A 21,730-nucleotide genomic window follows, 5' to 3' on the forward strand; every position below is an offset into this window, starting at 1 on the left:
CTGGCGAGGGCGCGCAGGCCTCTCCCTTCGGAACCCGAACCCGAACCCGATCCCGGGCCGGCGCCGGACTGGACGCAGCGACTCTCCGCACTGGGCACCTTCGGCCCGCCGACGTCGCTCGTCGCGGCCGTCCTGATCTGGTACGGCTATGTCGCAACGCTCCAGCGGTTTCGCTACTTCGGCGTTGATCTGCAACTCACCGACCTCGGGAACCAGACCCTCCTGCTCTACGGCGTGGAGGTGGCGTACCCGGCGGCAGTGCTGCTCCTCCTGATCCTGCTCGCGGCTCTCGGCGGACATGCGGTCGTGCGCGGCATGGTGCTCCCGGACCGGGTGCGCGCCGCCCGGCGGATCGCGCTGGCCGTGGCGCTGGCGGGGCTCGCGCTGACCGGCAGGGCGTTGGTCGGAGTCCTGTCGACGAAGGTCGCCGCGAACGAGACACCCGGCGTGACGCCGCTCTGCCTGACGGCCGGCGTACCTTCGCTGGTCTACGCGTTCTGGCTGTTCCGCCAATCCGGGGACGGCGGTTGGCGAGAACGTCCGGCTCTGACCGACGTGGAGCGCGGCGGACGGTACGTGGCGTTCGCGGTGGTCGTGATGGGCCTGTTCTGGGCGGCCAACAGCCTCGCAGGCGAGGTCGGTGTCGCCCGTGCCTACGACGACGCCCGCGACTTCGCCAAGCTTCCCGAGGTCGTCCTCTACACCAAGGAGCCGCTGAGCGACGCTCCACCCGAAACGCTGCACACCGATTTCGGCAAATCGGTCACCTACCGCCACCGCTACCAGAACCTGCGACTTCTTCTGGCGTCGGGCGGGCGCCTTTTTCTCGTCCCGTTGACCTGGAAACCCGACGCTCGCACGGCCCGGATCTCAACGTTCGTCGTCGCGTATGACGGCAACATTCGCCTTCAGCTCATCCCGCAGAAGACCAGCTGACCGGGCGACCTGAAGGCGAAATGCCGGTGCCGGTCGACTTCGAGCAAGTGGACGCTTACATCCTCGGTCCTTCATAGAAATTGCCGGAATACGGGCCTATCGATGACAGCGACACTCATGGCGGGAACGCGGTGCTTATAAAGCATGTGCCCGGATATTGTCCGGCGTTCGGAAAGTTTCCTGGGATCCCTCGCGGACTGGAGTTTTGGACCGGTAGAAGCGGAATTTCCCCGATCATTGCAGGCGCCTGGCATCCTGCAGCCCGCCGGGCGGTAGGTCGTAGTCATGGGGAACCTGCCGGTGTATCCGCCGATGTTGGCCGTGCTGGGGGAGTTGCCGACCATGGAAGGCTGGGCGGCCGAGTTGAAGTGGGACGGAGTGCGCGCTGTCGCCTACATCCGCGACGGACGTTTGCAGCTGATGTCACGCAACGACAAGGACATCACCGTCGCCTGGCCCGAACTCGCCCCGCTCGCCGCCGCGGTCGAGGTGCCGGTGGTGCTGGACGGGGAGATCGTGGCGTTCGGACCGGACGGCAGGCCCTCGTTCAAGGCGCTCGGCCCACGCATGCACCTTCGTCGACCACACCGCATCCAGGCCCTGGCCCAGTCCGACCCCGTCTCTTATGTGATCTTCGATGTGCTGCACCGCGGCGACAAGTCGCAGATCGCCCTGCCCTATGCCGAGAGGCGCCGGGTTCTCCACGGGCTCGGACTGGACGGGCCGCGCTGGAAGACGACCACTTCCCACGCCGACGTCGCGAACGTCTTCGCGGAGTCGTCCCGTCTCGGCATGGAGGGCGTGGTCTCCAAGCGCCTCGATTCCCCCTACCGGCCAGGGCAACGGCATCGGGACTGGACCAAGACGAAGAACTTCCGGACCCAGGAGGTCATCGTTGTCGGCTGGAAGCCGGGAGCGGGCCGCCGCGCCGACCGGATCGGCGCGCTCCTGCTGGCCGTCAACGACGAGCGGGGGCGGCTGAGATACGCCGGTCATGTCGGTACCGGCTTCACCGAGGCGAGCCTGGAGGACCTCGCCGAGCGTCTCACGCCGTTGCGGCAGGACGACCCGCCGGTTCCCGACGTGCCCCCTCAGCATGCGCGGGACGCCCGCTGGGTGCGGCCGGAACTGGTCGGTGAGGTCGCCTTCACCGAGTGGACCGGCGACGACCGACTGCGGCACCCGAGCTGGCGTGGTGTCCGCACGGACAAGGAACCGGGCGAAGTCCGCCGCCAGTAGGCCGGCGCGCCTGGTCCGTCACACCGGGTTCTCGTAGCGGACGTCAAGCTCGTCGTTCGCGACGGTGATGTGGATGGTCGCACCGTCCCGGACATCCCCCGCGATGAGCGCGCGGCCGAGTCGCGTCTCGACCTCGCGGGCGATGAAGCGGCGGAGCGGGCGGGCGCCGTAAACCGGGTCGAAGCCCTGCTCGGCGATCAGCCGCCGGGCGTCCTCGTCGATCGCCAGGTGCATCCGCCGGTCTGCCAGCCGGGCGCGAAGGTCGTTGAACATCAGGTCGACCACCTGCTCGATCTGCGGCAGCGTCAGCGGCTTGAACAGAACGATGTCGTCGACCCGGTTGAGGAACTCCGGACGGAAATGGCGGCGCAACTCGCCCATGACCTGATCGCGGGCGTCCGGCTCGATGTCACCCTCTGGGGTAACGCCCTGCAGCAGATGCTCGGACCCGATGTTGGACGTCATGATGATCACGGTGTTGCGGAAGTCGACGGTGCGGCCTTGCGCATCGGTGAGGCGGCCGTCGTCGAGCACCTGGAGCAGCGTGTTGAAGACGTCGCCGTGTGCCTTCTCGATCTCGTCGAACAGCACGACCGAGTAGGGCTTGCGCCGGACGGCCTCGGTGAGCTGGCCGCCCTCCTCGTATCCCACGTAGCCCGGGGGTGCGCCGACCAGCCGGCTGACGGTGTGGCGCTCCTGGTATTCGCTCATGTCGATGCGGACCATGTTCTCCTCGGTGTCGAACAGGGCCGCGGCGAGGGTGCGGGCCAGTTCGGTCTTGCCGACGCCGGTGGGGCCGAGGAAGACGAATGAGCCGATGGGGCGGCGCGGGTCCTTGATGCCCGAGCGGGCGCGGATGATGGCGTCGGACACCAGCTGGACGGCCTCGTCCTGTCCGACCACGCGCTCGTGCAGAACCTTGTCGAGCTTGAGCAGCTTGTCCCGCTCGCCCTCCTGCAGGCGGCTCACCGGGATGCCCGTCCAGCGAGACACGATCGCCGCGATCTCCTCCTCGGTCACGACCTCGCGCAGCAGCCGGCCGCCGTTCTGCTTGCCGGCCAACCTCTCCTCCTCGGCGCGCAGCCGCCGCTCCAGCTCCGGCAGCCGGCCGTGCCGCAGCTCCGCAGCACGGTTGAGGTCGTAGTCGCGCTCGGCGCGAGCGGCCTCCTGCCCCAGCTGTTCGATCTCCTGACGCAGCGCCTGCACCTTGCGGAGCGCCTGGCGCTCGGCCTCCCACTGGGCGCGCATGGAGCCGGCCTCGGCGCGCAGCTCGGTCAGTTCCTTCCGTAGCTTCTCCAGGCGGTCCTTGCTCGCCGCGTCCCCCTCCTTGGACAGTGCGGCCTCCTCGATCTCCAGCCGCATGACGCGCCGGGTGAGTTCGTCCAGCGGCGCCGGCAGGGAGTCGATCTCGGTGCGCAGCATGGCGCACGCCTCGTCGACCAGGTCGATGGCCTTGTCCGGGAGGAACCGGTCGGAGATGTAGCGGTGGCTGAGCGTCACGGCGGCGACGAGGGCGGCGTCCTGGATCTTCACGCCGTGGAAGACCTCGAGGCGTTCGCGCAGACCGCGCAGGATGGAGACGGTGTCCTCCACGGTGGGCTCGTCGACCAGGACGGGCTGAAAGCGCCGCTCCAGAGCCGCGTCCTTCTCGATGTGCTTGCGGTACTCCTCCACGGTCGTCGCGCCGATCATGTGAAGTTCGCCGCGGGCGAGCATGGGCTTCAGCATGTTGCCGGCGTCCATCGCCCCCTCGGTGGCGCCCGCGCCGACGACGTTGTGCAGCTCGTCGACGAACAGGAGAATCCGGCCCTCGGCCGCCTTGACCTCGTTGAGCACGGCGGTGAGGCGTTCCTCGAACTCGCCCCGGTACTTGGCGCCCGCGACGAGCGAGCCGACGTCCAGATTGAAGATCGTCTTGTCGCGGAGGCCCTCGGGGACGTCGCCGTTGGTGATGCGCAGGGCGAGCCCTTCGACGATGGCGGTCTTGCCGACGCCGGGGTCGCCGATCAGCACGGGGTTGTTCTTGGTCTTGCGGGACAGGATCTGGACGACACGGCGGATCTCGGTGTCCCGGCCGATAACGGGGTCGAGTTTGCCTGCCGCAGCATCGGCCACCAGGTCACGGCCGTACTTCTCCAGCGCCTCGTAGGCGACCTCGGGCATCGCGGACGTCACCCTCTGGTTGCCGCGGATCCGGGTGAGGGCTTCCAGGAAGGAATCCCTGGTGATGCCCTGACGGCCCAGCAGCCGTCCCGCCGCCGTCGCCGAGCCCTCCTCCAGCAGTGCGATGACCAGGTGCTCCACGGAGACATACTCGTCCTTCAACCGTTCGGCCTCCTGCTGGGCGGTGTCGAGCAGGCGGGAGAGCCTCTGGGTCACCAGGACCTTGCCGGGCTCGGTGCCGGGACCGCTCACGCTCGGGCGGTGTCCCAGCTCGGCCTCCAGCGCCTCGCGCAACCGTGCCGGATCGGCCTTCGCCTCGGTGAGCAGCCGCGGGACGAGCCCGTCGGCCTGGTCGAGCAGGGCGAGCAGCAGGTGCTCGCCGTCCACTTCGACGTGGCCGAAACGCAAGGCCTTGGTCTGGGCGTCGTGCAAGGCCTCCTGGGATTTCTGGGTCAGGCGATTGGGGTCCACTTTCGGCCTCCGGTGTGGTGTTGGATGCGCGGTTCCCGCTCGAGATCGGCAATGCGGTCGAGCAGTTCGACCACGAGTCCCAGCGCGGCGTAGTTGAGGCAGAGTCCCGTCCGCAGGCGTTCGAGGCGTGCGTATGCGGCGACTTGCGCGGGCGGGAACCAGAGCCGGCCGGAGCGGTCCCGCTCGGGGTCGAGCAGCCCGAGACGCACCAGCCGGCGTGCCAGCTCGGGATGGATTCCCGCGGCCTCGGCGAAGGCGTCGAGGTCCATCCGCCGCGGACGGGTCGGGACGATGGCGTAGACCGTGCCGGGCAGCAGATGTTCCATCACGACCTCCTCGGGTCGAACGGCGACTCCGAGGCGAGCTCCTCGAGCAGCCGGCGTTCCGTTTCGGATGGCTCGGGCGGCACTACGATCCGGACCTCGGCGAACAGGTCGCCCGGGGTGCCGCGGGGATTGGGCAGCCCGCGGCCGCGCAGCCTGAGCCGCCGCCCACTGGACGTGCCGGGGGGCACCTTCACCTTGGCCTCGCCGCCGGGGGTCTGCAGACCCACCGTCGTGCCGAGAGCGGCCTCCCACGGAGCGAGCGGCAGGTCGGTGTACACGTCGCGGCCTTCGACGCGGTAGCGGTGATGTGGGGCGATCCGCACCACCAAGTAGAGGTCCCCAGCGGTTTCGCCGCTACCGCCCTGCCCGGCCAACCGGATGCGCTGGCCGTCGGTCACACCTGCGGGAACGGTGACGTCGAGGTTCTGGCGGCCCTCTGGACGATCGAGGGTGATGGTGCGTCTGGTCCCCCGGTATGCCTCCTCGACGCTGATCTCGATCTCGGCCTCCTGGTCGGCGCCGTGCGCAGGCGACCAGGTGGACCAGCGGCCGCCGCTCCGTCGGCCACCACCGAAGATCCCGCCGAACAGATCCTCCAGATCGATGTCCTCGCCGAACCCGCCGGTGTGGACGCCGCCCGTGGTGGCGTAGGGCCCGCCGCGGCCGGCACCGGCGGCGGCACCGGCACGAGAGCGTGCCCACATGTCCGGGTCGACGTCCTCCGGAACCCGCCGGAAGTCGGAGCCGAAGGCGTCGTAGCGGCGGCGCTGATCCGGATCGGACAGGATGGCGTAGGCCTCGGAGACGTCCTTGAACTTCTCCTCGGCTCCGGGGTCCTTGTTGATGTCGGGGTGATGGGCGCGGGCGAGCTTGCGGTAGGCCCGCTGAATCTCGTCCTGGCCGGCGTCCCGGGAGACCCCGAGCACCTCGTAAGGATCTTGGACGGCCATCACTCACCGGCCCTGGCGGACACCGACACCAGCGCCGGACGCAACTGGTTCTCGTCGTCGCCGTAGCCCGGCTGGTGCACCTCGACCACTGTGCCGGGTGGAGTGTCGGGGTCGGTGCGCACGGCGACCGCCGAGTGCCGGGCCGGGTCGAACGGGACCCCCAGGTCATCGCGGCGCGGATAACCGAGGTCGCGCAATGTCGCCACGGCCCGGTCCCGGACGCTGCGAACGCCTTCGACGACGCTCGCCGGGTCGGACTCGGCGTGCTGGAGTGCGCGTTCGAGGTCGTCGAGAACCGGCAGCCACGCCGCGGTGACCTCCGCCCGCTGGGCACGGCGCTGTGTCTCGAGTTCGCGTGTCATGCGCTTGCGCAGGTTGTCGAGGTCGGCGAGCGCGCGCCGCCACAGGTCCTCGAGTTCCTCGACCCGCGCCCTGAGCCGTTCGACCTCGCCGGAATCCCGGCCGGCCGGCTCGGCGGGCTTCTCCTGCTCGGGCCCCTGCCCGGCGCGCTCGGGCTGCTCGAGCGACCGGTCGTGGTCGGCCGGCTGCCCGGTCTGCTCAGTCCGTCGTGAATTCGGCGTCGATGACATCGTCATCCGAGCCTTCCGTCGTGGCCCCGGCGGGACGCTCGCCCGCGCCCGCTCCGGTGGTCGTTCCCAAGCCGTGCAGGATCTGCTGGAGTTCGGAGGTGAGCGTGCGCAGCCGGTCCAGCGGCGCCTCCTCCTTGATGGCCTGCCGGGCGTCCTCGATCAGCCCCTCGGTCCGCGCCTTCTCATGCACGGGAACCGTGTCACCGAGTTCACCAAGCCGGTGTTCGACCTGGTAGATGGCCGAGTCCAGCTCGTTGCGCGCGTCGACCTGCGCGCGCAGCCGGGCGTCCTCCTGCCGGTTCTGCTCCGCATCGGCGATCATGCGCTCGACCTCGCTCTCGTCGAGGTTCGAGCTCTGGCTGATGGTGATGCGCTGCTCGGCGCCGGTGTCCTGGTCGCGTGCGGAGACGTTGAGGATGCCGTTGGCGTCGATGTCGAACGTCACCTCGATCTGCGGTTCGCCGCGCGGCGCGGGGCGGATGTTCTCGAGCCGGAAACGACCGAGCACCCGGTTGTCGGCGGCCCGTTCCCGTTCGCCCTGCAGGACCACGATGTCGACCGCGTTCTGGTTGTCCTCGGCGGTGCTGAACGTCTCGGTGCGGCGGGCGGGGATGGTCGTGTTGCGCTCGATGATCTTGGTCATCACCCCGCCCATGGTCTCCACGCCGAGCGAGAGGGGCGTGACGTCGAGCAGCAGGACGTCCTTGACCTCGCCCTTGAGGACGCCGGCCTGGATCGCGGCGCCCAGTGCCACGACCTCGTCGGGGTTGACCGACATGTTGGGGTCCTGGCCGCCGGTCAGCCTGCGGACGAGGTTCTGTACGGCGGGGATTCGGGTGGACCCGCCGACCATGATGACCTCGTCGATGTCATCGGCGGTGACCTTGGCATCGCTCATCGCCCGTTCCACCGGGCCCACGCAGCGCTCGATCAGGTCTGCTGTGATCTGCTCGAACGCGGAGCGCATGAGCGAAGTGTTGAGGTGTTTCGGGCCACTGGCGTCGGCCGTGATGAACGGCAGGCTGATCTGTGTCTGGGTCACCGTGGACAGCTCGACCTTGGCCTTCTCGGCGGCCTCGAACAGCCGCTGCAGGGCCTGGGGGTCCGCTCGGAGGTCGATCCCGTTCTCCCGCTGGAACTCGTCGGCGAGATGATCGACGATCCGGCGGTCGAAGTCGTCGCCGCCGAGATGGCCGTCACCGGAGGTGGCGCGGACCTCCACCACGTCGTCGCCGATGTTCAGCAGGCTGACGTCGAACGTGCCGCCGCCCAGGTCGAACACCAGAACGGTCTCGTCGGCCTTCTTGTCGAGGCCGTAGGCCAGTGCCGCCGCCGTGGGCTCGTTGATGATGCGCAGGACTTCCAGCCCGGCGATCTTCCCCGCGTCGCTCGTGGCTTGCCGCTGGGCGTCATTGAAGTAGGCGGGCACCGTGATGACGGCTTCGGTGACCTTTTCGCCGAGCGACTTTCCGGCGTCGTCCGCCAGCTTGCGCAGAACCAGCGCCGAGATCTCCTCCGGCGCGTACTGCTTGCCGTGCACGTCGAAGCGCGCAGACCCGTCAGGCCCTGCGACCACGTCGGAGGAGACCGCGTCCTTCTCGGTCTCGATCTCTTCGTAGCGTCGTCCGATGAAGCGCTTCGCCGAGGTGATCGTGCCCTTGGGGTTCATGATCGCCTGCCGCCGGGCCAACTGCCCGACCAGCCTCTCACCCTGTTCGGTGAAGGCCACCACGGACGGAGTCGTCCGTGCCCCTTCCGCGTTCGGGAGGACCCGGGGTTCCCCGCCTTCCGTCGCCGCAATGACCGAGTTGGTGGTGCCGAGGTCTATGCCGACTGCTCTGCCCATCAGGTTCCCTCCGATGGTCCTCACCGCGCATTCCAGTGAGATGGCGTGTTTCGTTGCCGGAGATGGCAATGCCTTCGTCTTCACGCTGCGCCATCAGTGGGCCCAGCACATCCACCGACCGTGTAGGTCTGAGTTCGGCGCTCACCGCGGCGCGTCGGGGCACTCGCCGTGAGCGGAAGGCAGCCGGGCAGGCGCCACGCAGTTCTAACCGCCGACCGGCGTGGGCGGGCGGCCTGGTCGCGTTGAGCCGGACCTACAAGATCTGACGATGCGACAGTCGCCCTGGGGCGGGGAGGCTGCAGGGAGGTTCTTCTTCTCCTTCGGCAGGAGATGACAGGGAGGTGGATCCATGGCCGTGCTGGGAATCAGCAGGTTCGAGCGCTTCTTCAGGGCTGCCGCCGGGTTGGACGTCGATAAGAACGATCTGCGGCGCTACCACGAGTTCCTTGACGCCAAGCTGTACGACCTGCTCCTCATCGGACAGGCCAGGGCGAAGGCGAACGGGCGCGACATCATCGAGCCGTTCGACCTCCCGATCACGAAGGGTCTGCAGGAGAGCATCCACCGGTTCCGCCGGTTGGACGAGGAGATCGAGGTCGAGCCGATCCTGGAGCTGCTGGCGAGGCGGCCGCCGCTGGACATCGCGGTCCGCGATGTCACCGACGAGAAGCTTCCCGAGATCGCGGGCGGCCTTTCCTACGCGCTGGCGCAGGCCTTCCGGATCGTGTTCCCGGACCGGCGCAACCCACAGACCACGCAGTGGGAGCGGGTCCAGCGCATGTTCGACCTGCTCTTGTGAGCAGGACTGCCGCTTTGACCGGTTCGCGGCAGATGACCCGCAGATGATCCGCTTTTGTGCAATGTTGACCTGACCTGCCCAAGGATGGGCCCAGCGGCGCGTCGACACTCGCGTAGCCCACGCAATCGTGGGCACGTTGCCTGCATGGACGGCAGGCCGCCGACGCGGGGCGCGACCTTCGGTCGCCAACGGGAACAGGCGAGCATCGACGAGTTGCTGACGGGCGTCGACGGCCCGAGGGTCATGCTCGTCGAGGGGGAGCCGGGCATCGGGCGGACCCGCTTGCTCGAGGAGGCCGCGCGCATGGCCGCTGACGAGGGTTTCTCGGTGGTGGTCTCGGATACGGCCCCCGAACTGCGGCGGCCCGTTGACCTGGAGCTGTTGCTGTCGGTCCTGGACGAGCCGGGCCCACCCTCGCCGCCGGCCGGTGGACAGGACCGGTCGGCTGAACGGCTGCGGGCCGCGCTGGAACGGCGGGCCCGCTCCACCTCGTTGCTGATCCTGCTGGACGATCTTGAATGGGCCGATCCCGCGACGCTCCTCGCCCTGGAGACGCTGCCGATTCGACTCGCATCGTCTCCGGTGTGCTGGATCCTCGCACGCCGCACCGGCTCCGGTGGCGCCGAGCTCGATCGGCTGTTCCTCCGGTTGCAGGCGGGCGGCGCCGTCCTGCTCCAGCTCAGTCCGCTGTCGGGTGAGGCCGTCTCCGAGTTGGTCACCGCGACTTTGGGAGCGTGCCCTGATTCCGACCTGCGCGTGCTCGCAGATGGAGCGGGTGGCAATCCGCTGCTGCTTCTCGAGCTGATGCACGGACTGCTCGACGAGGGCGGGGTAGCGATCTCCCGGGGTAACGCTCACCTCATCACCTCGCGGTTGCCGGAGCGGGCCCGTATCGTCGTCGCGGGTCGCCTGGAAGAACTGGATCCGGCGGCTCGGCGGCTCCTTGAGATCGCGGCGATGCTGGGGCCCGCGTTCCACCCCCTGGTCGCCGCCGACCTGCTTGGCATCACCCCCTCCGAACTACTGCCGTCGCTGGAGGCGATACTGGCGACCGGGTTGCTGGCAGCGCGTGAAGAGGCTCTGGTGTTCCAGCACGACGTGGTGCGCGAATCGGTGATCACGGATATCCCCGGTCCGGTCCGGCAGGCCCTGCACGTGCAGATCGGAAGGACCCTGCTGGAGCACGGTGGCAGGGTGAAGGCTGCGGCGGCCCACCTCATGGCGGGGGCGGTCTCAGGCGTCCCGGAGGTCCTCCAGAGCCTGGACCGGGCAAGCTCGCAGATGCTCGACACCTACCCGGCGGTCGCCGCCGAGCTGACCCATCGGGCGCTCGACCTCACCGAGCCCGCCGATCCGCTGCGGTTCGCGCGCACGATGACGGCGATGCGGACGCTGGTCGCCGCCGGTGACCTGACGGGGGCCGCGGAGCTCGCGGAGGCCGCGCTCGACCAATGCGCGTCCGGCCCGTCCACCGCCGAACTGCTGACCGCACTGTCCTTCGTCCTGGTGCCGATGGGGCAGGCCGTCAGGGCGTCGGACACGGCCAAGGCCGTGCTGGACATGCCTGATCTGACGGACGAGGTGCGCGACCGCGCCGAACTCGCCCTCATGCAGGCCGAGGCCGGGCTGCAGGAGGGCGGAAGCGTGCTGGACCGGGCCAGAGCGATCATCAAGGCGGCCGACGTGCCCGGCCGTGGCCTGGTGACCGGTGCGCTCATCGTCCTCGCCCTGAACGACTGGGACAAGGGCGATCTGATCGGCGCGCTCGACCTCACGCGGACAGGTGTGCGGCAGGCGTTCAACGACGGCGTGCATGAGTGCCGGCTCCACCCAGGTCTGATACTGGCCTCGTTCCTGGTGGACGTCAGGCTCATGGACGAGGCGCGGCGGACGATGGTGCTGGGGACCGGCGGGGCCGAGGGGATCGGACGGGACGGCTGGGCGGCCGGACCGGGGATCGTGCGATCACGCATCGACCTCGCCGAGGGGCGGCCGGAGGAGGCGATCCGCGGGGCGAGGGCGGCTCTGGAAGCGGCCGACGCGGTCGGGGCGCACCTGCTGGGCGCCTGTGCCCGGGCGACGCTGGCCATCGCGGCCCTGCGCTGCGGCGATCTCGAGACCGCCACGAAGCACGGCTTCGGCGGCGAGGACGCGGGCGGCCCGGCATCCCCTCCCTTCGACCTGACCCGAAGCGAACTGATCCGGGCGCAGGTCACCGAGGCCTGTGACGGGCCGCGGGCCGCCTTCCCCGCATTGAGCGGACTCCTCGACGGCCTGACAAAGCACAGTCGGGTACTGATCTGCGATCCGACCGCGGCGGCCTGGCTGGTCCGAACGGCGGTCGCAGCGGGTGAGCCCGGATCGGCCGAGAAGGTCGTTGCGGCGGCCGACCGGCTCGCCGACATGAACCCGGGGCTGCCCAGTCTGGCCGCCGCCGCCGAGCACGCCCGCGGGCTGCTGCACGGCGATTCCGACCTCCTCCGACACGCCGCCGCGGAGCACGCCGACCACTGGGCGTCCGCCTCCGCCTACGAAGACCTCGGCATGCTGCTGGACGGGGGGAACGGCGCACGCGGCCAGAAAATCCAGTTCTTTGACGAGGCTCTGTCCTGTTACGCGGCGGCCGGTGCCGAGCGCGACGCCGCCCGGCTCCGGGGGCGCCTGCGGGGGATGGGGGAGCGCCGACGGCACTGGAACCGCCGCGAACGGCCCGCGGCCGGCTGGGGCAGCCTTACCGGGGCCGAGGAGCGGATCTCCGGGCTCGTCGCCCAAGGGCTCACCAACCAGCGCATCGCCGATCAGTTGTTCGTCAGCGTCCACACCGTCGCGTTCCACCTGCGGCAGATCTTCCGCAAACTCGACGTCCGTTCGCGCGTCGAACTGGCGCGGCAGGTCCTCGAACATTCCGACGACCTTCCAGGCGCGCAGTCCGGAGGGAACCACGACGGCACGGAGGCCGAGTCATCCCCCGCCCAGCGACACTCTAGACCGGAATGAGCGGGCGCAGGTCCTGGGAAATGCTGGACTTGATGTCCTCCCACTCCCCTTCTGCGACGTAGCGCCGCAAGGCGCGCAGGACGGCGCGCAACGCATCGTAGGACCAGTTTCGTCGGTCCTTTGACCACCCCTGGGCATGCTCGATCTCCTTCAATATTTGTTTCGTCTTGTGGACGGTCTTGTCCAAGGTCGAGAACCCGGTAGCGCTCATCCGAGCCCGCCTTCCAGATGAGGAGAACCCTTACCTCCTACAGCGTCGTGCGAGACCGGGTGAGAACGCGTCACCCAGTGAGGGCCATGCCGGAACCGAGTCCGTTTCACCCTGTGCGGGTGACGTCTGCTCACCCCCTCACTCAGACGCTGGTCGATGACAGTGACCTGCTTTCAAGGGGGTAAGGGATGACGAATGCCGGTGAAGGCGGCACGATTCAGACCCAGATTCCCGCTCGGCTGGACCGCCTTGCCTGGACGCGGTTCCACTGGAGGATCGTGATCGGCCTCGGCACCGTCTGGATCCTGGACGGGCTGGAGGTCACGATCGTGGGTTCGATCGCTGCCCGGATGACCGAGCCGGGCAGCGGCATCGACGTCGCCAGCGGCGACATCGGCACGGCCGCGGCCTTCTACGTTGCCGGCGCCTGCCTGGGTGCGCTTCTCTTCGGTCAGCTCACCGACCGCTTCGGGCGCAAGAAACTGTTCATGATCACACTGGGGTTGTACGTGGTCGCGACCGTGGCGACCGCGTTCGCTACCGAGGCGTGGTACCTGTTCCTGTTCCGTTTCCTCACGGGGGCCGGGATCGGCGGTGAGTACGCGGCCATCAACTCGGCCATCGACGAGCTGATCCCTGCCCGCAACCGCGGCCGTGTGGACCTTGCCATCAACGGCAGTTACTGGCTGGGCGCGGCCCTTGGAAGTCTTGGCAGCGTGCTTCTCCTCAACGATGCCCTGCTGTCGGCGGATCTCGGCTGGCGGCTGGCCTTCGCCATCGGCGGGGCCCTCGGGCTGGGGATCATGGTGGTGCGCCGGAACGTTCCGGAGAGCCCCCGCTGGCTGTTCATCCATGGCCGTGCCGAGGAGGCGGAACGGATCGTTGACCGGATCGAGCGGGAGGTTCAGTCCGAGACGGGGGAGCCGCTGCCCCCTCCGGCCCAGAGCATCACCGTGCGGCAGCGCAGGTCGATCAGCTTCCGCGAGATCGCCCGCGTGACGGCCAAGCGCTATCCCAACCGCACCGTTCTCGGGCTGTCGCTGTTCGTCGGGCAGGCGTTCATGTACAACGCCGTCACGTTCGACCTGGGCACGATCCTCAGCGACTTCTCCGACGTCGCGTCCGGCACGGTGCCCTACTTCCTGGCCGCGTTCGCGCTCGGGAACCTGATGGGGCCGCTACTGCTCGGACGCCTCTTCGACACCGTCGGCCGCAAGCCGATGATCGCCGGTACCTACTTCGGCTCCGCGGCCCTGATCGCGGCGACCGCGGCTCTGCTCATGGCCGGCCTGCTGACCTCGACGACGTTCATCGTCCTGGTAGCGCTGAGCTTCTTCGTCGCGTCGGCCGGGGCCAGTTCCGCCTACCTGACGGTCAGCGAGATCTTCCCGATGGAGACCCGTGCGCTCGCCATCGCCCTCTTCTTCGCGGTCGGCACCGCCGTCGGCGGGATCACCGGCCCGGCGCTCTTCGGCCAGTTCATCGGCAGCGGCCGGCTGGACCTGGTCGCCGTCGGGTTCTTCATCGGGTGCGGGGCGATGATGCTGGGCGGATTCGCGGAGCTGATCTTCGGTGTCCGCGCCGAACAGCAGTCGCTGGAGAACATCGCCCGTCCGCTTACCGCGGAGGAGGCCGAGGCCACCACGCCGCAGGAGCAGGAGGGCCTCCGGCGGGCCGCGCTGGAGCGGGAACTGCCGGCCGAGGACAGGCGCCGGTCTGACGAACGCGATCGCCGCGTCCGGGAGCGCGCCGCCCGGCGCCGCAAGCGGGAGATGGCGAGGCCGCAGCGCTTCCGTCCCGGGCCTGGGGGCTCGCAGACCTACTCTCCGGGAATGATGGGAACCGCGGGCACGCCAAGCCGGTCGACGGCGGTCTCCGAGCGCGAACTCGACCGTGAGATCGATGATCTCGTCCACGCGACCGGGGCGGGGCCTGTGGAGCGGCGCGACCTGGCGAAGCGGGTCAGGGCTCGAAGCTGGGGCCCCGGCCGGTTCAGGCAGGCCCTGGAAGAGGCGACCAAGGAGGGGCGCCTACTGCGGCTGACCCGCAGCAGGTACGGCCCGGGAGACTCCAGAAGGGATGAGGAGTGACGCTCGCCTGCCGTCTTCTCGGCCATCGTCCGCGGTTCACCAGTGAAGGGAACACCCTGGTGTGGAGCTGCGACCGGAAATGCGAGGCCGGAGGGGCCAAGGAGTACGAGACCGCCGGGGACGCCGCCCGTTACGCCCGTGCCTTCGACCGGGAGGATCGCGAGGATCTCGGCAGGCGCGCTCCGCTGATCGGGCTGTTCCCGCTTCGCCTGTTCCGAACCTTCCGGAACCGTCACCGCAGCCGTCACGACAGCGGCGCTCAGAGAAGCTGAGCGTCCCGCGCCTTGCGCACCGCCTCCCGGCGCCGGGAGGCGGTGAGCTTCCGGTAGATGTGGCGCATGTGCGTCTTCACGGTGTTGACCGAGACGTGCAACTCGGCCGCGATCTCCTCGGTCGTCAGAACGCTCTGGAGATACCGCAGCACCGTCAGTTCCCGCTCGGTCAGCGGTGCGACGGGGCGGTCCGGCCGGTCGGTGGCGCACTCGATGATGTCCATGACCAACGGCCAGTATGCCGTCCCGGAGTCCAGGTGGGCGCTCAGAAGCCGCCGCGCCGCCGGGCCCTCGCGGATGAACACACCCCGGAACCGTTCATGATCGGCGAGTTGCAGGGCCTTCTCCAGGCTCATGGAAGCATGTCGGCCACGGCCGAGACGGTCGGCGGCCAAGGCTTCCAGAAGGCCCGCTTCCAGCGCGAGCCCCAGTTCCCCGTTCGGCGCGCCGGCGGCCGTCCCTATCGCCGCGTCCAGATTGCCGTCCCTCAGTTGTGCACGTGCGAGCGCGACCGTCAGCGTCGCCGAGCCGCCCGAGGCCTCAGCCTGGTCGGCAAGGAGCCGGAAGGCCGTCCGGGTGTCCCCGAAGCTCGCTCGAAGTCCCGCCTCGGCGGCGGTGAACCGGTGGGCGATGTACCTCGGTACGGCCCAGCCGGTGAGTTCGTGGTGGGCCTCGCGCACTGCCTCATCCGCTCTGGAGCGGGATTCGCCGTCCTGTAGCGACCACAGCCGGACAATGCTGATCAGCGCTGCGAGGAGCCGGTCACCGGAACCCTCTGCGAGATCCAGGTACCGTGCCGCCTCATCCCCCTCGCCCCATTCATGGTGCGTGATCGCTAGCGCCAGATGGGCATATCCGCAAGCCACGGACGTCGTCGTGGAACCGAGCGAATCCTGAGCCGTCCGCTTCGCGAGATGGAGATCGCCGAGCAGTGCACGGACCACGGCGAGCCTGCTCAGGCACGCTGCCCGGACCCGTCCCAGACCCACCCGCTCAGCCGCGACCAGCCCGCCGTCCAGTGCCCGTTCCGCTACGGACAGGTCGCCGGTCGCCAGCCTGGCCGTGCCGAGTGCGGAAAGGGCGACGCTACGGGCGCCTTCGTTGTCTTCCCGGTGGGTGAGGAGCCGTGACGCCTGGGAGGAGGCCGTGGCGACGTCCCCCGCCGCCACCGACCGTGCCAGGTGGATCGCCGTGACCCTGTCATCGCCGGTGAGCCGCAGATAACGGTCGGTTCCTCGCCGATCGCCGAGAATCTGCTGGTTCAGTGCACAGGCCAGTGCAAGATCCGGGTTATCGCGAAGGGCTGCTTCGGGTGGCGCGGGGCCGGGTACCCAGAGCGGCGGGTCCGGACCAGAGAGCACGAGATCGGGCCAGTACTCGGTCACCAGATCCGTGGCCATACGCCAGTCCGAGGACAGGAGGGCATGCTGTAGCGCTTCCGAGGACGAGCCTCGTGCGGCGTACCAGGTGGCCGCGCGCCGATGCAGCTCGGGAACTCGTAGCGGTGCCCGCCTGACCAGCTCACGGCGGAGGAACTCACGGAAGAGACGGTGACAGCGGTACGCGGAGCGCCCGTCGCCGACCGGGTCGAGGAAAACGCCCGCCTCCCACAGTTCGGCGAGGATCCTTTCACCGTCCGACCGGCCGGTGAGGGCGTCCACCAGGCTGCCGGTCAGCTCATCCAGTACACAGCCGCACAGCAGGACCTCCCGGTGCCCACCGCCGAGCCCGTCCAACACTTCTGATGTGAAATAACCCGCGATGCTCTCGTGGTTGCCGGTGAACTCCTCGACGAAACGCGGCGGATCGCAGTGTCCTCGCATGGACAGTCCTGCCAGCCTGAGGCCCGCTGGCCACCCCGCTGTTCGCCGGAGCAGCATGCGTGTGTACCGGTCGGGCAATTCCAGGCCGAGCGCGGCCAGCAGTTCGACAGTCTCCGCCATGTTGAAGGACAGATCCGCGCCCTCCACCACGGTGACCGCATCGGCGAGCCGCAGCCGTGCCAGTGCAGGTCCCGGACCGCCGCGCGTCACGATGACCATCCGTAGAGCCCGCCCGGCGTGCCGGACAAGATACTCCAGGCCCTTCAGGACGCGCGGATCCCGTATTCGATGGAAATCGTCGAGGACGATGCCCACCGGTTCGCGCAGATCGGCCAGCCTGGCCGCCAGTCGGGCCAAGAACACCTCCTGGGGCGCCTCGTCCGGCGACGGCAGGGCGTCACCTGCGAAACGTCCCGCGGAGTTCAGCGCGGCCCGCAGATAGGACCAGAACCGGGGATCGTCCCCGTCCTCGATGCCGACCCAGCCGACGCGGAATTCCGTCGCCCTCGTCCACCAGCTCAGCAGTACGGACTTCCCCCAGCCGGGTGGGGCGTTGACCAGCGTTATCGGGCGCTGCCGCCCAGCGTCGAGGGCATGGCTGAGACCTGGTCGCTCCACCAGCCCTGATGGAGGGTCGGGCGGCTCCAGCTTCGAGTCGAGCAGTGGTTCCTCTGTCACGCCCACCACCCTCCGCGTGCCGCCGGGCGTCTTGCATCCTCCGGCCGGGTAGCAGCCGCCGCTGAGCGCTGACGGCAGTGATCGTCGGCAGATCAGTCCCTCTTGTACATTTCCCTACCCGCATCTTCGGCTGGCCGGGCCCTGTGGGGGAAGGCCGCGATCATGGGCCCGGAATCCGTGTTCATCGTCGTCCTGGCCACCGCGGTCGTGGTACTGCTCTCCCGGGCCTTGTCCGCGCGTATAGGGATGCCCGACGCGATCCTGCTCGTCGTGCTCGGCGCGGCGATCGCGTTCTTGCCCGGCATGCCCGAGATCGAGCTGCCGCCGGAAGTGGTGCTGCTCGGCTTCCTCCCCCCGTTGGTCTACTACGCGGCGTTCTTCAGCGCCCCGCGCGAGGCGAAGGCGGAGGCCGTGCCGATCACGGCGCTGGCGATCGGCTTGACGACGGTGACCACCTTCACGGTCGCCGCGGTCCTGCGGTGGGTCCTGCCCGACCTGGGCTGGGCGGCGGCCATAGCCCTCGGTGCCGCCGTGGCCCCCACCGACCCCGTCGCCGCAATCTCGATCATGAAGCGGCTGAACGCGCCGGTTCGGATCGTGACCATCATCGAAGGTGAGAACCTCATCAATGACGCCGTCGCGCTCACCGCCTTCGTGCTGGCCGTCGAGTCGCTGACGACGCCCTTCACCGTCGGCCACGGCATCGCGCGCCTGGCCGGGGTGGTCGCCGGCGGCGTGGCGTACGGCCTGGCAGTGGGGTTCATAGCGTCCCGCCTGCGCCGCCGGATCCGCGATCCCGGCAGCCAGATCATCGTGTCCCTGCTGACGCCGTACCTCGCGTTCGTCCCGGCCGACAGGCTCGGCTTCTCCGGGGTGCTCGCCACCGTCTGCGCGGGCTTCTACCTTGGCACGCGCGGAGAGGGCGTGCTCCAACCGGCGTCCCGGCTGCCCGGCCATCTGTTCTGGCGGGTGCTGGTCTTCCTCCTCGAGTCGGCACTGTTCGTTTTGCTCGGCCTCGAGATACGCGTCATCGTGCGCGAGCTGACCGGTGCGGCATGGCCGTCGGCGGTTCTCGGCGCGGTCGCGGTCACGGCTGTCATCGTGGCTCTGCGGCTCGCCTGGACGCAGCTCGTCTTCCCGCTCTCCCGGTATCTGCCCGGCCGGCACATCACCTTCGACCATCTGCCCTGGCGCGACCGGCTCGCCATCGGCTGGAGCGGCATGCGAGGCGCGATCTCGCTGGCGATCGTGCTGTCCCTGCCCGTGTCCGCACCGGGCCTGCCGCCGGAACGACGCGGCGAGAGGCTCTTTGTGACCGGCGCCGTCGTGTTCATCACCCTGATCGGGTGTGCGACCACGCTGCCCGGCCTGCTGAGACGGCTGGGCCTGGCCGAGTCCGACCGCGTCCGGATCGAGTACCAGGAGGCGAAGAAGGCTGTGGTGGAAGCCGCCCTGGCCCGGCTCGACGAGCTCATCGAGAACGGCGAGGTCGATGGTCGCACCGGCAGGACCTTCCGCCAGCTGTACGAGGACCTCCTGGACCGGATTCGCGCCGAGTTCGGCGAGGACCTCGACGAGGAGGTCACCGACTCCCTCGGCCTCCGCCGCGAGCTGGTACGGACGCAGCGAGAGAAGCTGCGCCGGCTCTACTCCAAAGGCAAGATCAGCGCCGAGGGCCTGCGGGCCGTGGACCGATGGCTCGATCTAGAGGACCCCGACATCCGGGAAGTCGGCTGACCGGGGCCCTGCCCAGACCTGTCAACTCTGAGGATGTGCCTTACCGCCGGACAGGCAACGCTCGATTGGGAGAACCCCACGAGAGGATCGAACCATGGCACTGCCCAGCATCCGCCGCTCCGGTGACACGATGCTCACACCGAGGCCGCGGGCGTTCGACGCCCTCTACGAGCAGATGGAGCAGTTGGTCAACGCGGCTTTCGCCGGAACCCCGACGGAGATGCCCTGGGTGCCCGCGGCCGACGTCGGCGAGACCGACGACGCCTACGTGATCGAGGCCGAACTTCCCGGCCTGAAGAAGAACGAGGTCGACGTGTCGCTGCACGACCGGGAGCTGACCATCACCGGGGAGGTCAAGGAGCGGGAGAGCCGTGGACTGCGGCACCGCAAGCAGCGGCGCACAGGCCGGTTCGAGTACCGCGTATACCTGCCCGGCGACATCGACGCCGAACGCGTCGACGCGAACCTCGCCGACGGCGTGCTGACCGTGACGGTCCCCAAGGCCACGACCGAGAAGGACCGCCACGTCGAGGTCAAGGGCTGACCCCCAAAGGACGCTTCGCCCACCACGCCTGGAGGAGACGGTGATCGTCCGTTGTGAGCACTGCGGGAAGAAGAACCGTATGCCGGCGGCCGCTGCCGGCGGTCCTGTCTGCGGGAACTGCCGCAGGCCGCTCCCGTGGATCGCGGAGGCCGGAGACGAAGACTTCGCCGAGGTCGCCGAGCGCTCCTCGGTGCCGGTCATCATCGACCTGTGGGCCACCTGGTGCGCGCCGTGCCGCACGGTCAGCCCGGTACTGGAGCGCCTCGCCCACGAACTGGCCGGGCGGCTGAAACTCGTGAAGATCGACATTGACCGGGCGCCGAAGATACAGGAGCGCTTCGCCGTTCGTGCCGTTCCCACGCTGCTGCTGATGCGTGACGGGAAGGTGATCGACCAGAGAGCGGGCGCCGTGCCCGCTGGTCCGCTCCGGACGTGGGTGGAGGAAACCCTTGGAAGAGACACCTGATCTGAACGGCGCCTACCCCCGGCTCGACCGCGAGCAGATCGGGCTGGTCGCGGCATACGGCGAACAATGCCCGACTCGCCGCGGCGATGTCCTCTTCTCGGAAGGGGACCGGGACTACGGCTTCTTCCTGATCCTGGCCGGGACGGTGGCGATGTTGGACAAGGGCGAAGTCATCAGGGTGCACGGTCCGGGACGCTTCCTCGGCGAACTGGGCCTGCTGACAGGTCAGCCCACGTTCCTCACGGCCCGCGTCGCCGAGCCGGGCGAGGTGATCGCGGTGCCGCCCCGGCGGCTGCGCGAGTTGGCCGGCCAGGAACCCTGGTTCGGCGATCTCGTCCTGCGCGCCTTCCTCATCCGCCGTTCGATGCTCATCGCGCAGGGCGCCGGGCTGCGGATCATCGGCTCGCGGTTCTCTGCCCGCTGCCGGCGACTGCGCGACTTCGCCGTGCGCAACCGACTGCCGCACCGATGGATCGACGTCGAGGACGACGAGGACGCCGAAACGCTGCTCAGGGGGCTCAGCATCCCGGTGTCGGAGACACCCGTCGTGATCCTGGACGGTGAGCGGGTGCTGCGCAATCCGGGGGACGACGAACTCCCCCGGCTTCTTGGGCTGCCGCCACCGGCACCGGACTCCTCGGCACACGACCTTCTCGTCATCGGCGCGGGCCCGGCCGGGTTGGCCGCGGCCGTGTACGGCTCCTCAGAGGGCCTGGACACGATGGTCGTCGATGCCATCGCCACCGGAGGGCAGGCCGGGACGTCATCCAAGATCGAGAATTACCTCGGTTTCCCCGCCGGCATCTCGGGCGCGGAGTTGGCCGATCGTGCGGTCATCCAGGCCGGGAAATTCGGGGCGAAGATCCAGGTGCCCGGTGACGCCACGGGACTACGGGCACGCAACGACCGGTACACCGTCGACCTCGGCGGAGGCGGCGAACTTTCCGGCCGCACGGTCGTCATCGCGACCGGCGCCCGCTACCGCCGGTTGGACGTCCCACACCTGGAAGACTTCGACGGCACCGGGGTGTACTACGCGGCGACCCAGGTTGAGGCGCTGCAATGTCGGCACATGCCGGTGGCGATCGTCGGCGGCGGCAACTCGGCGGGTCAGGCAGCCGTTTTCCTGGCTCGGCACGCCACACAGGTCTTGCTCTTCGTCCGGGGTGCGGAGCTTGGCGAGAACATGTCGCGCTACCTCGTCGATCGGATCGAACACTGCCCCGAAATAGAGGTGTTCCTGCACACGGAGATCCGTGAAGTGCACGGACACGATTTTCTGGAGGAGGCTGTCGCGGAGAACAACCGGACCGGTGAGACCCGCCGATTCGAGGTTCGCGCGTTGTTCGTCTTCATCGGAGCCGTCCCCTGTGTCGACTGGTTGGCGGACACGGTCGAACTCGATGACAAGGGATACGTGCGCACCGGCGGCCCTCAAGCCCTGCCGTTGGAGACCAACCTGCCCGGCGTGTTGGCCGTCGGTGACGTACGGAGCGGTTCGATCAAGCGGGTCGCTTCGGCGGTGGGGGAGGGGGCGATGGCCGTCCGCCTTGCATTCGTGCGCCTGAACCGATAAACGGCTATGGGGGCAT

Annotated in this window: 17 protein-coding genes; 10 read left to right on the forward strand and 7 right to left on the reverse strand. The window is 69.0% G+C overall.

Translation table 11 applies throughout. The features are described 5' to 3' along the window. Positions 1-234: 234 nt before the first annotated feature. Complete coding sequence (locus BJ999_RS17350) at positions 235-936, forward strand: hypothetical protein (protein WP_179834262.1); 702 nt, start codon at positions 235-237, stop codon at positions 934-936. 285 nt (positions 937-1,221) lie between these two features. Further along, positions 1,222-2,175 carry a non-homologous end-joining DNA ligase gene (gene ligD, locus BJ999_RS17355; RefSeq protein ID WP_179834263.1) on the forward strand — a complete coding sequence of 318 codons (954 nt, stop codon included), beginning with the start codon at positions 1,222-1,224 and terminating at the stop codon, positions 2,173-2,175. 18 nt (positions 2,176-2,193) lie between these two features. On the opposite strand, the gene clpB is transcribed toward ligD, so the two are convergent. From clpB to dnaK, 5 genes are read right to left on the reverse strand one after another with little or no spacing between them, the layout of a single operon-like run. Beyond that, positions 2,194-4,770 carry an ATP-dependent chaperone ClpB gene (gene clpB, locus BJ999_RS17360; protein ID WP_229810679.1) on the reverse strand — a complete coding sequence of 859 codons (2,577 nt, stop codon included), beginning with the start codon at positions 4,768-4,770 and terminating at the stop codon, positions 2,194-2,196. 20 nt (positions 4,771-4,790) lie between these two features. Continuing rightward, a complete protein-coding gene (locus BJ999_RS17365) occupies positions 4,791-5,135 on the reverse strand; it encodes a chaperone modulator CbpM (RefSeq protein ID WP_179834265.1) in 345 nt (114 codons plus the stop codon). After that, a complete protein-coding gene (locus BJ999_RS17370) occupies positions 5,135-6,085 on the reverse strand; it encodes a DnaJ C-terminal domain-containing protein (RefSeq protein WP_179834266.1) in 951 nt (316 codons plus the stop codon). Before BJ999_RS17370 ends, BJ999_RS17365 begins: the two co-directional genes overlap by 1 nt. Next, positions 6,085-6,681: a nucleotide exchange factor GrpE gene (locus tag BJ999_RS17375; RefSeq protein ID WP_229810681.1), complete on the reverse strand. Its 597-nt coding sequence runs from the start codon at positions 6,679-6,681 to the stop codon at positions 6,085-6,087. The genes BJ999_RS17370 and BJ999_RS17375 overlap by 1 nt, the downstream gene beginning before the upstream one ends. Further along, positions 6,644-8,521, reverse strand: coding sequence for a molecular chaperone DnaK (gene dnaK / locus BJ999_RS17380; protein WP_179834267.1), 1,878 nt, complete (start codon positions 8,519-8,521; stop codon positions 6,644-6,646). The genes BJ999_RS17375 and dnaK overlap by 38 nt, the downstream gene beginning before the upstream one ends. Positions 8,522-8,870: 349 nt before the next feature. On the opposite strand from dnaK, the gene BJ999_RS17385 reads away from it, so the two are divergent. Both BJ999_RS17385 and BJ999_RS17390 read left to right on the forward strand, forming a co-directional pair. After that, positions 8,871-9,320, forward strand: a complete 450-nt coding sequence (locus BJ999_RS17385; RefSeq protein WP_179834268.1) for a DUF1931 family protein — start codon at positions 8,871-8,873, stop codon at positions 9,318-9,320. A gap of 84 nt (positions 9,321-9,404) precedes the next feature. Then, positions 9,405-12,317 (forward strand): AAA family ATPase, encoded by a 2,913-nt coding sequence (locus BJ999_RS17390; RefSeq protein WP_179834269.1) that lies wholly within the window; start codon positions 9,405-9,407, stop codon positions 12,315-12,317. On the opposite strand, the gene BJ999_RS17395 is transcribed toward BJ999_RS17390, so the two are convergent. Next, positions 12,304-12,504: a DUF2267 domain-containing protein gene (locus tag BJ999_RS17395; RefSeq protein WP_218935101.1), complete on the reverse strand. Its 201-nt coding sequence runs from the start codon at positions 12,502-12,504 to the stop codon at positions 12,304-12,306. The two genes, BJ999_RS17390 and BJ999_RS17395, sit on opposite strands and share 14 nt — an antisense overlap. Before the next feature lie 212 nt (positions 12,505-12,716). Here BJ999_RS17395 and BJ999_RS17400 point away from each other — a divergent pair, with 212 nt between their 5' ends. Both BJ999_RS17400 and BJ999_RS17405 read left to right on the forward strand, forming a co-directional pair. Further along, on the forward strand, positions 12,717-14,618 hold the full coding sequence (locus tag BJ999_RS17400) for an MFS transporter (RefSeq protein ID WP_179834271.1): 1,902 nt from the start codon (positions 12,717-12,719) through the stop codon (positions 14,616-14,618). Beyond that, positions 14,615-14,890, forward strand: coding sequence for a hypothetical protein (locus tag BJ999_RS17405; protein ID WP_179834272.1), 276 nt, complete (start codon positions 14,615-14,617; stop codon positions 14,888-14,890). The genes BJ999_RS17400 and BJ999_RS17405 overlap by 4 nt, the downstream gene beginning before the upstream one ends. Here the strand turns inward: BJ999_RS17405 and BJ999_RS43590 are convergent. After that, the gene (locus BJ999_RS43590) at positions 14,878-17,391 is read right to left on the reverse strand and encodes a winged helix-turn-helix domain-containing protein (RefSeq protein ID WP_179834273.1); all 2,514 of its coding nucleotides are present in this window, start codon (positions 17,389-17,391) and stop codon (positions 14,878-14,880) included. The two genes, BJ999_RS17405 and BJ999_RS43590, sit on opposite strands and share 13 nt — an antisense overlap. A 162-nt stretch (positions 17,392-17,553) precedes the next feature. Here BJ999_RS43590 and BJ999_RS17415 point away from each other — a divergent pair, with 162 nt between their 5' ends. The 4 genes from BJ999_RS17415 to BJ999_RS17430 all read left to right on the forward strand — a co-directional run bounded on the left by BJ999_RS17415 (position 17,554) and on the right by BJ999_RS17430 (position 21,714). After that, positions 17,554-19,128: a Na+/H+ antiporter gene (locus BJ999_RS17415; protein WP_179834274.1), complete on the forward strand. Its 1,575-nt coding sequence runs from the start codon at positions 17,554-17,556 to the stop codon at positions 19,126-19,128. A 94-nt stretch (positions 19,129-19,222) separates the two neighbouring features. After that, a complete protein-coding gene (locus BJ999_RS17420) occupies positions 19,223-19,672 on the forward strand; it encodes an Hsp20/alpha crystallin family protein (RefSeq protein WP_218935102.1) in 450 nt (149 codons plus the stop codon). Between the two features lie 79 nt (positions 19,673-19,751). Next, a complete protein-coding gene (gene trxA, locus BJ999_RS17425; protein WP_179834275.1) occupies positions 19,752-20,138 on the forward strand; it encodes a thioredoxin in 387 nt (128 codons plus the stop codon). Then, on the forward strand, positions 20,122-21,714 hold the full coding sequence (locus BJ999_RS17430; protein ID WP_218935103.1) for an FAD-dependent oxidoreductase: 1,593 nt from the start codon (positions 20,122-20,124) through the stop codon (positions 21,712-21,714). Before trxA ends, BJ999_RS17430 begins: the two co-directional genes overlap by 17 nt. Positions 21,715-21,730: the final 16 nt, after the last annotated feature.

Source organism: Actinomadura citrea, assembly GCF_013409045.1.
GTDB classification, from domain to species: Bacteria; Actinomycetota; Actinomycetes; order Streptosporangiales; family Streptosporangiaceae; genus Spirillospora; species Spirillospora citrea.

What these genes read in the sequence shown, in the direction of transcription:
- dnaK (WP_179834267.1), bottom strand. Translation starts at nt 8,521, where the DNA reads ATGGGCAGAGCAGTCGGCATAGACCTCGGCACCACCAACTCGGTCATT.
- trxA (WP_179834275.1), top strand. Translation starts at nt 19,752, where the DNA reads ATGCCGGCGGCCGCTGCCGGCGGTCCTGTCTGCGGGAACTGCCGCAGG.
- BJ999_RS17420 (WP_218935102.1), top strand. Translation starts at nt 19,223, where the DNA reads ATGGCACTGCCCAGCATCCGCCGCTCCGGTGACACGATGCTCACACCG.
- BJ999_RS17365 (WP_179834265.1), bottom strand. Translation starts at nt 5,135, where the DNA reads ATGGAACATCTGCTGCCCGGCACGGTCTACGCCATCGTCCCGACCCGT.
- ligD (WP_179834263.1), top strand. Translation starts at nt 1,222, where the DNA reads ATGGGGAACCTGCCGGTGTATCCGCCGATGTTGGCCGTGCTGGGGGAG.
- BJ999_RS17390 (WP_179834269.1), top strand. Translation starts at nt 9,405, where the DNA reads ATGGGCCCAGCGGCGCGTCGACACTCGCGTAGCCCACGCAATCGTGGG.
- BJ999_RS17415 (WP_179834274.1), top strand. Translation starts at nt 17,554, where the DNA reads ATGGGCCCGGAATCCGTGTTCATCGTCGTCCTGGCCACCGCGGTCGTG.
- BJ999_RS17400 (WP_179834271.1), top strand. Translation starts at nt 12,717, where the DNA reads ATGACGAATGCCGGTGAAGGCGGCACGATTCAGACCCAGATTCCCGCT.
- BJ999_RS17385 (WP_179834268.1), top strand. Translation starts at nt 8,871, where the DNA reads ATGGCCGTGCTGGGAATCAGCAGGTTCGAGCGCTTCTTCAGGGCTGCC.
- BJ999_RS17375 (WP_229810681.1), bottom strand. Translation starts at nt 6,681, where the DNA reads ATGACGATGTCATCGACGCCGAATTCACGACGGACTGAGCAGACCGGG.
- BJ999_RS17370 (WP_179834266.1), bottom strand. Translation starts at nt 6,085, where the DNA reads ATGGCCGTCCAAGATCCTTACGAGGTGCTCGGGGTCTCCCGGGACGCC.